Source organism: Candidatus Phytoplasma solani, assembly GCF_040126175.1.
Classification (GTDB): Bacteria; Bacillota_I; Bacilli_A; order Acholeplasmatales; family Acholeplasmataceae; genus Phytoplasma; species Phytoplasma solani_A.
In genome coordinates this window covers 545,167-558,492 of sequence record NZ_CP155828.1, presented here as the reverse complement: position 1 = coordinate 558,492, position 13,326 = coordinate 545,167, and the positions used below count along the sequence as shown (strand labels likewise).

The window sequence follows — 13,326 nt, the reverse complement described above, 5'->3', positions numbered from 1 at the left end:
TTGTTATTTAGAATTTACCTTGTATCATTTTCTGAAAGGTCTTCTGTAACTATTTTATCTTTGGAATAACTTTTTATTAATTCATTAGCAAAACTTTCATCATTGAAAGTCTGATAAGTGTTTTTTTGCAAAAGGAAAAGGATACCAAAAACCACCTAAAGTGACAGTAATTAAAAAAATACCTACGCATAAGAAAGTTGTTCTAAACTTAGATTTATTCATTACTTCTTCTTTAATAAAAGTGATGCCTAAAACACTTGGTGTTAACGGTAAAAATAAAAAACCAATTTTTAAGATATTAAAAATAAAACCTTTTATAGAAAAATTTTTTTGTATTTTATTTTCTTGGGTAATGTTATTTTTTTGTATAAAAGACAAACTACCTAATAATTGAATAGATATAACATAGATTAAAGGATAAATGAAAATGACTAATAAACTTCTTTTTTTTGAAAAGAGTATTTTTATCTAAGAAAATATAAAAAATTAAGTATAAGGATGGTAAAATAATTTTATGTAAACGGAAAAAGTAATTAAAAATATTATCTCGATCTATTAATAATTTGATATTGGAAGCCATTTCATCGGAAGAAAAAATTAAAGTAATGGTGGCAGAAATTAAAGTAGTTAAAGTAATCCAATAATAAATTTTATTATCTTTGTATTTGGCAAGATTCATAAAAAAGACAACAAGAATTAAAATATTAGTAATTGTTGGATGAGAAAAAATAAAAGGAGTTTGCAATCCGTCGGTATGCATTGCTGCTATAATAACATAAAAAATAGTTACACAACTAACAACAAAATTACTAATAAAAAATAATGATTTAATAAGGTTTTCAAAATTAAATTTTTGAAGGAGATGATTTTGTTGATATATTTTTTTATCTTCTTTCTTTTTTATTAAATAAAATATCTTGATTAAAATTTATAAAGGAAAAGAAAAATATTAAAATTTAATTTTTGCCAGCAATACTTAAATCACCAACATAGACACTAGCACTGCCAAATCCTGAAGTTTGGAATTCAAAATCATTAGCAATGGCAATAATATTTTTTAATATTTCAAAAAAATTACCAGAAAGAACAATCATTTTAACAGGAGTTGTGATTTTACCTTTTTCAATTTTAAAACCGCTAGCTTGTAAGCTAAAATCTCCACTAACATCTTTAACGCCTGCATGCATCCCGATTAAATCAGTAATGTAAACACCATTTTTAATGGCTGAAATTAAATCTTTAAAAGTTTTATTTCCTGGTGCTAAATAACAATTAATCATAGAAATACCCCCACTAAAACCATTTCCAGTAGGTTTTTGATTAAAAAGATGAGCAGTTTTTAAATTATGGATAAAACCTTTGAAAATTCCTTGAGAAATTATCGCTTTAGTTTGACAAGCTACGCCTTCTTCATCGAATTTTTCTTTAAAATAAGCCTTATCATTAAGAGGATCATCAATAATATTGACTATTGGAGAGGCAATTAAGTGATTTACTTTATTTTTTAATTTAGTTAAATTACGATAAGCACTGTTACCTGAAAAAACATCACTAAAACTTTCTAAAAGATTGGCAAACATTTTGTTAGAAAAAACAACAGGATATTTTTGTGATAGAATTGACCCCCCCCCTAATTTTTTTTCAGCCATATTAACAATTTGATTACTTAGTTTTACTGGATCAAATGTATCGAAAGTTTTTGCCAAAATACTTTTACCATAACTTTCAATGTCTTTTTCTTTTTGAAAAACACCTGAAGCATACAAGTAAGCAAAACTATTTTGATGTGATAAATTAATCCCTTTAGAATTTACTAAAGTAGTTTTATAATAATTTTCTTGATAAATAAGATCGTCTATTTTTTGTAAATAAATACTTTTTGATAAAATTTGTTCTGATTGTAATAATAATTTTATTTTATTATCTAAAGGAATTTGATTAAAATCAAATTTATTTTCTATAACTTCTGGATAATTTACTGATCCTTCAAAAATTAAAGCTGGCTCTTTGGAAGTAATAATTTGACAGTTTTCTTTAAGTTTTTTTAGAGCATCAAAAAAAGTTTTATCATCAATTTTTTCTAGGTAAAAAGATGCTTTTTGATTTTGGTAAATTCCTCTGATTGTAAAAGATGTAACATTACTATGGACACAAGTATCTATTTTTCCTTGTTCTAAAGATAATTTAAAAGTTTTTGTTTCATGAATAAGTATTTCTAAAGCTTCAAAACCTTCTTTTAAACCTTGAAAAATCCATTTAGTCGTTTTCATGATGTTTTACCCCCCCCTACAATCATTTCTTTGACTCTAATTGTGGGTTGTCCGACATCAACTGGTAAAGAACCAGAAACAGAACCACACATTCCTTGACCTAAAACTAAATCATCAGCAACACGATCAATTTTTTTTAAAATATCGGCGCCATATCCAATTAACATTGCACCTTTAACGTGAGTTGTTAATTTACCTTGTTCAATTAAATAACCTTCATTAACGACAAAATTAAATTCTCCTGTTGCAGGAACAACAGTTCCACCACCTAAACTTTTAGCATAAAGACCATAAGGAGTATCTTTAATGATTTGTTCTGGGGTTTCATTGCCTTTTTCAATATAAGTTGAATTCATGCGAGAAGTTGGAGGATATTTATAAGACTGTCGACGAGCAGAACCGGTAGGTTCCATTTTCATTTTACGACTATTACGAAAATCAATTAAATATCCTTTTAAAATTCCTTTTTCAATTAAAAGGTTTTTTTGAGTTTTGCGTCCTTCATCGTCAAAATTAAGTCTACCCCAAGCCCCTTCAATATTACCATTATCATAAGCTGTTACTACTTCGGAAGCGATTTTTTTATTCATTTTATTGCTAAAAGGAGAAAGTCCTTTAGCAATAGCAGTTGCTTCTAGCGGATGACCGCATGCTTCATGAAAAATAACCCCCCCAAAACCATGATTAATAACAACTGGCATGATTTGAGGTTTTAACGGTTGAGCTTGCAACAAAGAAACCGCTTGAATAGCTACATTGAGAGCAATTGCTTCTAAATTTATTTGGTCAAAAAATTCTAACCCCATAAAACGGCCTGGTCCTTCAAAAGCTTCTTGCATTTCTTGTCCTAATTGAGCTACTGCAACTAGACCACATCTAATATAATTTCTTTGGTCTTTTTGATAAACCCCTAAACTGTTAGCAATTAAAACTTGCTGTTTTTTTTCACTGAGAGTAACTATTGATTGAATTATTTTAGAATCATATTTTTTCATTATTTTTGATAATTTTAATAATTTTTTTGTTTTTTCTTTTTTAGAAATACTATCAAAAGGTTTTTGAACACTTTTGATAAAAGATTGTGATTTTTTTAAAGGAATAACAGATGTTTTTGCTCCTTGGAAAGAATGTTTCATTTTTTCAACTAAAACCAAAACACTGTCATAATCTATTTGATTAGTATAACCATAAATTTCATCAAAACCCTTTAACAAACGCATCCCCACTCCAAAAATATTATTATTGTTGATAGAAGTCACTTCTTCTCCAATAACTTTAAGAGTTTCAGAAGAAGTATTTTCAAAAAATAATTCAGCAAAATCTGCTCCTTGTTCTAAAGCGAAAGTTAAAATTTTTTGAATATCTTCTTTATTCATAATATTTTCTTTATCCAAAACTAACCTCCTCTTTTTTTATATTAATTTTTTTTTATTAATACGATATTTTATCCCTTTTTATTATTTTTTGGTTTTAAAAAAAGATTTTAATTGAATTTGCTACCGATTTTATCCTTTTTTTAAAAAAATTTATTTTATTTTGCAAACTTTTTTTGATTTCTTTTATTTGTAGTTCCAATTTTTTTCTTCTTTTTTTGTTTTTTTGTGATAAATCAATAATTTTATTTTTTTGTTCGATTGAAGGGGCGGGGATTAAAATACGTGAAAAATCTTCAAAACCACATTTACCGCGAACTGTTGCTTTTAAAGATTCAACTAATTTTTTGATTAATTTTAAAAAAGATTCAAATTTAAAAACAATAAATAAAAATTCATTTTTTATTATTTTTGTATTTTTGTTTTTAAAAACAACATAACTACTACTTACGAAACCCCTTTGTTATAGCTATTATTAAAACAAATAGAACCAACATTTATTCTTGCTGGGCTATAAGCGAAATAAAAAGGATAAATTATTTTTTCTTTGGAATTGTTTTCTGTGGACTACTAACAATTTTTTGATTTTTTTGTTTTTGGATGGTTGCCATTTTTGGTTTAGTGTCTTTTGAATGTTATTTTGGTATTATAATATTAAGGATGAAATTATTTAGTTGACAAAATGGCTAAAAAAGCTTTTTGTGGTAATTCGACTTTACCTAAAGTTTTCATTTTCTTTTTACCTTTTTTTTGTTTTTCCAGCAATTTTTTTTTACGTGTAATATCTCCTCCATAAAGTTTAGCTGTTACATCTTTACGCATAGCTTTAATGGTTTCACGAGCAATAATTTTTTTTCCTAAAGCGGCTTGAATAGGAATCTCAAACATTTGTTTTGGAATAAATTCTTTTAAAGTTTCGCAAATAGCTTTCCCTTTTTCATAAGCAAAATCTTTATGAACTATTAAAGATAAAGCGTCTATTATTTCTCCGTTTAACAAAATATCCATTTTTTGCAATTTTGAAACTTGATACTCATCAATTTCATAATCGAAAGAAGCATAACCTTTTGTAAGAGATTTTAATTTATCAAAATAACTATAAATAATTTCTGAAAAAGGTAACAAATAATTTATCTTGGTTCTTTGTTGATCGATATATTCGATATTTTGTAAACTACCTCTTTTTTTTTGCGACAATTCCATCACTTTACCAATATAAATTTCAGGACAGATGATAGTTGCTTTAATAAAAGGTTCTTCAATTTTTTCAATTGTTTGTGGGGATGGCAAATTAGAAGGATTATCAACCAAAAGTTTCCCCCCTTTCAGGGTGTAGACGTGATAAATAACAGAAGGAGCTGTTGCAATTACTTCAACTCCGAATTCGCGACTAATACGTTCTTGGATGATTTCCATATGCAAAAGACCTAAAAAACCCGTTCGAAAACCTAGACCTAAAGCTGAAGAACTTTCTGGTTCAAAAATTAAAGAAGAGTCGTTTAATTTTAATTTTTCTAAAGCTTCTTTTAAAGCTTCATATTTGTTAATTTCGATAGGATAAAGACCACAAAAAACAACAGAATTCATTTTTTTATATCCTGACAATGGTTTTAAAGCGGGTAAGTGATAAGAAGTAATAGTGTCTCCCACTCTTACATGATTAATACTTTTGATAGCGGCAGTCAAATAACCAACATCTCCTGGAGCTAGATAATCTTTGGTGATTTGCTTAGGGTTATAAACCCCAACTTCTACTACTTCATAAATTTGCTTGCTTGCCATAAAAATAATTTTATCACCTTTTTTAATTATTCCATTAATGATTCTAATTGAAGGTACTACCCCTTTATAAGGGTCAAAATAAGAATCAAAAATCAAAGCTTGTAAAGGACTTTGAATTTCACCTTGTGGAGGTTTAATATGAGTTATAATTCTTTCTAAAATATCAATAACACCTATCCCTGTTTTGCCACTAGCAATAATTGCAAGATTTGGATCAATATTAAGGATTTCTTGAATTTCTTCTTTAACCTTAGGAATATCAGCACTTGGGAGGTCAACCTTATTAAGAACAGGTATAATCGCTAAATTATTATCTTTGGCTAAATAAACATTGGCTAAAGTTTGTGCTTGAATTCCTTGAGCGGCATCAATAACTAAAAGTGCCCCTTCGCAAGCAACTAAAGAACGTGAAACTTCATAACTAAAATCAACATGACCAGGAGTATCAATTAAATGCATAATATATTCTTGCTTATTTTTAGCTTGATAAATAATTTGGACAGCATTTAATTTAATGGTAATCCCTCTTTCTCTTTCTAAATCCATTGAATCAAGAATTTGGGCTTGCATCATTCTTTTGTCAATAGTTCCTGTTAGTTCTAAAATACGGTCAGCTAAAGTTGATTTTCCGTGGTCAATATGAGCAATAATAGAAAAATTACGAATCCGTTGTTGCCTTTCTTTGGTTTTTGTTATGTTCATTTTTTTAAAGTCCTTTTAGTTTTGATTGGAATTGATTTTGAGTTTTGAGAGTGTTTGTTTTTTCAATAAACAAAAAAAATAACCTTTAACTTATTTGTCTTGAATAAAAAGTTATTTTCTTTTTTTAAACGCGTTATAAAACATTTTAAAAATTGGATATACCATGAGGACAAATAAAATAAAAGCTAAAGAAGCTACGTATTTATTGTTAATTTGTTTTTCGATAATAACATCTAAAAGACATAAAGCACTAGCAATAACAAGAGAGCTTGTTGCGACAATACCGCTGAAAATCAATAAAACAATAATAACCCAAACATTTTTAAAAATTTTAATATTTTCTGGATCAACTATTGCAACAATAAAACTAAACAACAACAAAAAAGTAATAGTAACGATACAAAAATTAACACCAACAAAAGTAATTTTATTTGCTATTGCTTGGTTTTTTTGTTTGCGAAATTTTTTATAATAAAGCAAAATAGTGATGAAAAAATTACTCATTAGAAAGAAAATGAAAACACTCATGAAAATAAAAATACTATTTTGATTTGTTGGTTTTCCTTGTGTTACTGGAACAAAATATCTTGTTGTATCAGAAAAAATACCTAAAAATGAACCTAAAGAAAGAGTAAAAATAGGAGTCGTTAACCAAGCTAAATCAAAAAGAAAACATGATAAAACACCTGATATCATAGTAATTAAAAAGATAAATCCTAATGATTGCATAAAGAAATTTGAATCGGGAACGTCGTTTTTCGTCTCGCCATATTTGTTTTCGGTGGTTATGTATGTTATTTTAAATGATTTAAAAATAACAAAAGAAATAACAAAAGCCAAAAGAAAAAACATAATTAAAAATAACATTTTTTTAATAATTTGTTCATGAGTAGCGTTTTTTTTAATATCAGTTGTTTGAGTTTGTTCTAATTTTTGGCCGTTTGTTTTTTCTTCAAATCGTTTTAATAAAAACATTTTTTATCTCTTTTTGATTAATTTTTTAATCATGGTATAATTTTTAAATTAAACTTTATAACTATTTTGTTATTGTTAATTTTTAGTAATTATTTTTTTTATTATAAAGCTCAAAGATATTATAACAAAAAGAATCTCTTTTTTTAATGATTAATGTTTTTTTGAAATAAAGAAAAAAAGAGACTTTAGTAGTCTCCTTTTGATTATTTTTATTTGATTTGTAATTCTTTGTTGATTTCATCTAATAATTTATTGTTGAATTTATGTTGTTTTTCGTTGTTTAAGTTACAAAATTGCTTTGTTAATTCTACTGCTTCATCAATAATTACGGCATGAGGGATTGTTTTTTCTAACAATTCAAAAGTAGCTAAACGAATAATAGCTTTATCAACTTTATTTAAACGACTTAACTTATAATTATATAGATTTTTAATAATAATTTCATCAATACATGGCAGTTTTATAATGATTTTTTGAAAAATACTTTTAATCTCTTTTTCTAACTCTTTACTTTGAAAAGATAAATCATTGCTATAAAAATCATATTGATATAATAATTTAATCATTTCAATTCTCAATAATCTTGCTTTTTTATTGCTTTTTTGATTATTCATTATAATTATTTTTAAGGTTAGTTTCTACTTGTTTCCAGTCTATAACATTAAAAAAAGCTTCAATATAATCAATTCTTCGGTTTTGATAATTTAAATAGTAAGCATGCTCCCAAACGTCTAAAGCTAAAAGAGGTTTTCCTTGGTTTAAAACAACATCTTGATTGAAAGTAGAAACAATTTCTAAATGATTTTTATGATTAAGAATAAGCCAAGCCCAACCACTACCAAAAATACTTTTAGAAACATCTCTAAAAGAGTTTTTAAATGATTCTAAAGAACCAAAATCACGGTTAATTAAATCTTTTAAAAGACCTTGTGGCGAAGTTCCATGGTTTAATTTTAAAATATTCCAAAATAAACTATGGTTTAAATGTCCTCCCCCATTATTACGGACTATTTGCCTAATGTCTTGAGGAATCAAAGATAAATCAGTTAATATCTCTTCTAAAGAAAAATTAATGTGAGGGTATTTTTTTAAGGCATCATTAAGATTGTTAACATATGTTTGATGATGTTTAGAGTGGTGAAGTTCCATTGTTTTTTTATCTAAAAATGGCTCTAAAGCGTCATATGAAAAATGAAGATGAGGCAAAGTAAAATGCATTTGAAAAAAACTCCTTTTTTTGTTTGTTTTTAGAAAAACATTTTCAAAATTATTTTTTTTTAATGTTTGTTGAAGATTTTTTTTCTAAAGCTTTCAACCCTGCTAAATTGAGTAAACTCCAAGGTTTATTAAAGTGAGGTTGGAAAAAAAAGTCAACAAAAGCTAACTGTTCGACTGTCATTTCGTTTTGGATACAAACACTTAAAGTATTTATTTTCTCTGTTAAATCCATTCGAGAAATAATTTGTCCTCCTAAAATTTTACGAGAATCTTTGTCAAAAATAATTTTTAAAGTAACAGTTTCAAATTCAGGCATAAATTCAGGTCGGTTAGCATCTTTAATGGTGACAGTGTCATAGTTTTTTCCTGAATCTTTAGCAACTGTTTCTGTTAAACCAGTAGAAGAAATGTTTAAATCAATAATTTTGATTCCGCTAGTTCCTTGAGTTCCTAAATATTTGATTTGATTTTTGATTAAGTTTAAACCTACAAGAGTCCCCATTCTAACAGCATTAGTTGCTAAAGGCATGTATTTTACTTCTTGATTGGGGTTGTAATAAACATTAACACAATCACCACAAGCATAAACATCAGGATTAGATGTTTGCATATATTCATTAATTATTAAAGCCCCATTAGGAGAAATTTTTAAAGATTGAGCAAATAATTGAGTGTTAGGTTTAAAACTAATGCACATAACAACCATTTCTGTTTCAAAAGAATCTTTGTCTGTTTTAACGCGAGTGACTAAATTATCTTTCACTTCGAAACCAGCTATTCTTTGTCCTAAAGCTAATTTAACTCCATGATTAGTTAATTCTTTTTGGGCTACATCAGTAAACTCTTTATCTAAATATTTAGCCATAATGCGAGGTTCAGCATCAATTAAAACAACTTCTTTTTTTTTCAAAGTAAAAGCTTCTGCTAATTCAATACCGATATAACCTGCACCTACTACTGTTATTTTTTTAACTTTTTTGCTGTAAGCAATAATTTCTTTAGCTTGATTAAAGTTTTTTGATAATAAAACGTTTTTGCTATTCATTCCTTCAATTGGCGGAATAACAGGCCAAGAACCAGCTGCAATTACTAATTTATCATAATTATCTTTAAACTCTTGTTTATTTTCTAAGTTTTTGACTAAGATTTCTTTTTTTTCAAAATCTACTTTTATAACATCATGTTCTAATTTAGTAGTGATTCCCATGTTGATTAATTCATCAGGATTGGAATAAAAAAGACCACGACTATCTTTGATAACTCCGCCAACATACAAAGCAAGTCCACAGGAAAGAAAAGAAATGTTATCATTTCTTTCATAAACTACAATATCAGTTTGAGGATTGTTTTTTTTGATAGTTTTAGCAGCAGCAGTTCCTGCGTGAGTGCAACCAATGATTATAACTTTCATAATTTTGTTACAAAACTTCCTTTTTTAGATTTTTTTTCTTTATTTTTTATTTTCAAGATTACTCATTATACACTTTTAATTATACAACAAAAAAACAACTAAAATTACAAAATAAATTATTTTTTACTTTTTTATTTTTCTACAAAAAATTGTTATATAATTTGACTTTTTCAATTGAAATAAAATTTGTAAACAACAAAATAAACTCAATAAATCATTAATAAAAATAGGAATAAAATTCAAAATCATAATAATTAAAAACAAAGATGAATCATTATTTAATGTTTGATGTTTAACCCAATTATTAATATTTTTGATTTTACTTATATTGCTACGAATAACATCATAATAAATATAATAACTACCATAAGTTCTAGATATAGTTTTAACAATGATAATTAAAAACAAAAAAAAGAATATTGATTTATAATTAAATTTAATTTTATTATTAAAAGCAAAAATTAAAAATAAATAAGAAAAATAAGGAATAAAAGTATTTACTAAAGCTTCTAAAAATAACCATTGTAATTTAGAAAAACCAGTTTTATAGCCGAACAAATCATAATTTTGGTAACAATTAATATATCTATTAATATAAATAAAAAAAGAAATGATGATTATTCCTAATAAACTATATTCAAAAATTTAAAATCATAACCATAAAAATTAAAGGTATAACTGAAATTGCAAAAAATTGAACTTTAACTAAAGGCATCCTAATTTTGGATAAATGAATTATATTTGATAAAATAGTAAAAATAAAAAATAAAGATATTAAAAAAGAAACTATAATTATTTTACGTAAATTCATTTTGGTACCGAGAAGGTTAAAATGTGTTTATTAAATTACTTATATTTTAACACATAAAAATTCAATCACAACACAAAAAATAATAAAATGTTTAAAAAAAATAAAAGAACCAAAAGAAAAAAAGAAATTATAAGTAAGGTCTGAATTTATGTATATAAATTATAATATAATATTTATATTAATATATAATAAATTTTTTATTTGTCAATAGTTTTTTATTATTTTTCACATTATTAAATTTTTGTTTTAAACACTATAAAAAAAACTACACAAAATTCCCTCCTAGTTGTGAAGGGCGTATTATAAAAAATAGGTTTTATTGGCAATAACTTCTTATTTTTTTATTTCTTATTAGTTAACTTTAACATTCTCATAATTATTACAATGATTTGCAATATAGAGAAAAAAATTTGAATTAATACTAAAACTAAAACACTGATTAAAAGCCACTCATATTTTTGAGGTATTTTTTGTTCAACAAATAAATCAACACTGTTTAATGTTACTACCCAAGTTAAGGCGCCAACTATTAATTGAGCAATTGTTAACAATAAAACTAATAATAAATACCACCAATTATTTTTAAAGTCAAAATGGTTACGAGAAAATATTTTGAATAATATTATAAATGAGCTAGACAAATAAGTAAAAAGACAAAACATCACAGTAAAGTTGCGCACTTGAGGTGTAACTAAAATTTTTTTAGCATAATATAAACAAGATATCGAAATAATTATAAAAATAGTAGTTAAAAAAGTGATTGTAATTATTGAAGGTATGAGTGCTGCTATTCCTTTAATGTTGCTGTAAAAATTAAGCGTAAAAAAAATAGAACCCATAAAACATCCTAAACAAAAACTCAAAATAAATGTAGCAAATTTTAAAAAAGGGTTATATAAATAAAAACCGATAGCCCAACAAATACAGCCAAAACTAATACTTATCAAGTAGACAAACACCACATAATCGCTTACTAAGCGGCTTTTATAATTTTCTGCATGCGGCGACCCATAATCAGGTAAATTATATTCTTTAATAAACTTAAATATACTTTCAGGTGAATCAAATTTAAAATAAATGATTAAAGCTGTTAAAAAAGTAATTGTTGTAACAATAAAAAACTTAATAAAGACACTACGATAAGTCGTAGCTTTTAAAATTTCCTTGTTAGCTTTTTCAGTTTGCAAAGATTTGATTTTTTTACCCAATACATAATCTATATCTTGATGTTTATTTTTAGGCCTTAACATATGTCTTATTTTTTTAGAAGGATTTAATAAAGCATCAAACAACTTAGTTAATATTTTCATTTCAATTTACCACTATAAATATTTAACTCTTGATTATTTTTAGTTTTTAAAACGTTAATTAACATATGGTCAGAGTTTGAAATATTTATTCTTTCTACTAATCTATAATTTCTTTCATCGTTATATTTTTGTTTTAATTCATAAATTTCTAATTCATTTTCAGAAACAAAATGAATCACAAAGCCATTCGTTTTTTCATAACTATTATTTTGAACATCAAATTTAATTCTTTTTTTAAGGTTATTTTCTGATTCTCTAATTTGTTCTACTTTATCGTATGCAGTAACTATTCCTGGCATAAAAATTCTACCAAAAAACCTTCCAACGGTCTTTTTAGCTGCTTTTTTCATAATTGTTTGAGCGATCTTATGACCTACTTTTTTATTGATTTTTTTAACAATTAACTTTTTAGATTTTTGTTCTAAGAAACGTTTTGTCCCTTTTTCTGTATCTTTAAGAGGGTCAACATATGTAGTATCTAACTCTTCTTGCTTAAGAAAGCTTTCCAATAATTCATTGATCAAAAAAACATGTTTATCACAATCACAAAAAGCAATATCAACTTCTTTAATGTTTTCTAATTCGTTAATATCAAAAAAGAAAAAACCTTTGCCTGGATCTTGTTCTAAATAATAATAAACTATATCATTGAGCATAGCTATTTTATCATCATTTTTATTAAAAATTCTATCATTAATCCCTAACACATCAGCACCATCATTAATCCAATTAGCAACATGTCCTACACCCGGCCAAAATCCTAAACTAATCAAAACACCATCTTTTGCTAATTGTTTTGTGTTACCCCACTCTTGATAAGATTTACAAGGTACCATTTTTACTCCAGAAATATCATAAAATACTCGAGAGTTAATGGAAAAAACTGAACCCCCTTCATGTTTCCATTCTTGTTTACAATGTTTTTCATTATAATTCGGTTTATAATCATTGGGGTCAAAAGCATAAACTTTAAAGTTATAAAAGCTAAATAAAAAAAGAATAGTTATAAAAAATAGTAATAATTTCGAATATTTTTTAAGATAAGTTTGTTTTTGAGTCATGAAAGTAATTCAAGACCTCCTAATCATTTTTTATATCTAATAATAAAGAAATTAAAAAAATTATTGAAAAAAAATATGATATAAAAAAACAACTATTTTTTTAAAAAGATTATTATCAATTTCCTTCTTTTGTTCAATTTAGTTATGCACTTTATGTTAATATGACGTGTGTTTTTTTCAATTTTAATTAATATAAATCGTATCTAAGTGAGTTTTTAAATATAAAATACATAACTATGTTTATATTATAAGAAAAAAAGAAACGTTTGTCAAATACTTTTTTAAATTTTTTTTAAAGTGCTCCAAAAAAAAGTGAACCAGTTAAAAGCCACAAAATATCCAAATTGTTTATTAATCAAAAATAAACAGTTTGGATATTTTTTTTGTACCCAAACTTAAAAAAAGGAGCAAAA

The 13,326-nt window shown here is 25.6% G+C and carries 12 protein-coding genes; all 12 read right to left on the bottom strand.

Features of this window, described 5'->3' with window-relative positions; translation table 11 throughout:
* Positions 1-99: 99 nt before the first annotated feature.
* Positions 100-378 carry a hypothetical protein gene (locus PSOL_RS02740; protein ID WP_349401840.1) on the bottom strand — a complete coding sequence of 93 codons (279 nt, stop codon included), beginning with the start codon at positions 376-378 and terminating at the stop codon, positions 100-102.
* A gap of 1 nt (position 379) precedes the next feature.
* Entirely contained in the window at positions 380-760 is a 381-nt protein-coding gene (locus tag PSOL_RS02735) for a hypothetical protein (protein WP_349401839.1), read from the bottom strand.
* A 196-nt stretch (positions 761-956) separates the two neighbouring features.
* Positions 957-2,270 carry a TldD/PmbA family protein gene (locus PSOL_RS02730; RefSeq protein ID WP_349401838.1) on the bottom strand — a complete coding sequence of 438 codons (1,314 nt, stop codon included), beginning with the start codon at positions 2,268-2,270 and terminating at the stop codon, positions 957-959.
* Positions 2,267-3,649: a TldD/PmbA family protein gene (locus tag PSOL_RS02725; RefSeq protein WP_349402216.1), complete on the bottom strand. Its 1,383-nt coding sequence runs from the start codon at positions 3,647-3,649 to the stop codon at positions 2,267-2,269. Before PSOL_RS02725 ends, PSOL_RS02730 begins: the two co-directional genes overlap by 4 nt.
* Positions 3,650-4,309: 660 nt before the next feature.
* The gene (lepA, locus tag PSOL_RS02720) at positions 4,310-6,127 is read right to left on the bottom strand and encodes a translation elongation factor 4 (RefSeq protein WP_349401837.1); all 1,818 of its coding nucleotides are present in this window, start codon (positions 6,125-6,127) and stop codon (positions 4,310-4,312) included.
* A gap of 111 nt (positions 6,128-6,238) precedes the next feature.
* Positions 6,239-7,102 (bottom strand): hypothetical protein, encoded by an 864-nt coding sequence (locus PSOL_RS02715; protein WP_349401836.1) that lies wholly within the window; start codon positions 7,100-7,102, stop codon positions 6,239-6,241.
* A gap of 209 nt (positions 7,103-7,311) precedes the next feature.
* Positions 7,312-7,716, bottom strand: a complete 405-nt coding sequence (locus PSOL_RS02710; RefSeq protein ID WP_349401835.1) for a transcription antitermination protein NusB — start codon at positions 7,714-7,716, stop codon at positions 7,312-7,314.
* Complete coding sequence (locus PSOL_RS02705) at positions 7,709-8,320, bottom strand: superoxide dismutase (RefSeq protein ID WP_349401834.1); 612 nt, start codon at positions 8,318-8,320, stop codon at positions 7,709-7,711. Before PSOL_RS02705 ends, PSOL_RS02710 begins: the two co-directional genes overlap by 8 nt.
* A 49-nt stretch (positions 8,321-8,369) precedes the next feature.
* Positions 8,370-9,731, bottom strand: a complete 1,362-nt coding sequence (locus tag PSOL_RS02700; RefSeq protein ID WP_349401833.1) for an FAD-dependent oxidoreductase — start codon at positions 9,729-9,731, stop codon at positions 8,370-8,372.
* A 123-nt stretch (positions 9,732-9,854) separates the two neighbouring features.
* Positions 9,855-10,289: a hypothetical protein gene (locus PSOL_RS02695; RefSeq protein WP_349401832.1), complete on the bottom strand. Its 435-nt coding sequence runs from the start codon at positions 10,287-10,289 to the stop codon at positions 9,855-9,857.
* Positions 10,290-10,883: 594 nt separating this feature from the next.
* On the bottom strand, positions 10,884-11,852 hold the full coding sequence (locus PSOL_RS02690) for a Bax inhibitor-1/YccA family membrane protein (protein ID WP_349401831.1): 969 nt from the start codon (positions 11,850-11,852) through the stop codon (positions 10,884-10,886).
* A complete protein-coding gene (locus PSOL_RS02685) occupies positions 11,849-12,913 on the bottom strand; it encodes a hypothetical protein (RefSeq protein ID WP_349401830.1) in 1,065 nt (354 codons plus the stop codon). Before PSOL_RS02685 ends, PSOL_RS02690 begins: the two co-directional genes overlap by 4 nt.
* Positions 12,914-13,326: the final 413 nt, after the last annotated feature.

Bases quoted from the DNA above. Each gene is read 5' to 3' on its own strand.
- PSOL_RS02730 (WP_349401838.1), bottom strand. From the start codon at position 2,270: ATGAAAACGACTAAATGGATTTTTCAAGGTTTAAAAGAAGGTTTTGAA.
- lepA (WP_349401837.1), bottom strand. From the start codon at position 6,127: ATGAACATAACAAAAACCAAAGAAAGGCAACAACGGATTCGTAATTTT.
- PSOL_RS02685 (WP_349401830.1), bottom strand. From the start codon at position 12,913: ATGACTCAAAAACAAACTTATCTTAAAAAATATTCGAAATTATTACTA.
- PSOL_RS02690 (WP_349401831.1), bottom strand. From the start codon at position 11,852: ATGAAAATATTAACTAAGTTGTTTGATGCTTTATTAAATCCTTCTAAA.
- PSOL_RS02705 (WP_349401834.1), bottom strand. From the start codon at position 8,320: ATGCATTTTACTTTGCCTCATCTTCATTTTTCATATGACGCTTTAGAG.
- PSOL_RS02710 (WP_349401835.1), bottom strand. From the start codon at position 7,716: ATGAATAATCAAAAAAGCAATAAAAAAGCAAGATTATTGAGAATTGAA.
- PSOL_RS02700 (WP_349401833.1), bottom strand. From the start codon at position 9,731: ATGAAAGTTATAATCATTGGTTGCACTCACGCAGGAACTGCTGCTGCT.
- PSOL_RS02715 (WP_349401836.1), bottom strand. From the start codon at position 7,102: ATGTTTTTATTAAAACGATTTGAAGAAAAAACAAACGGCCAAAAATTA.
- PSOL_RS02735 (WP_349401839.1), bottom strand. From the start codon at position 760: ATGCATACCGACGGATTGCAAACTCCTTTTATTTTTTCTCATCCAACA.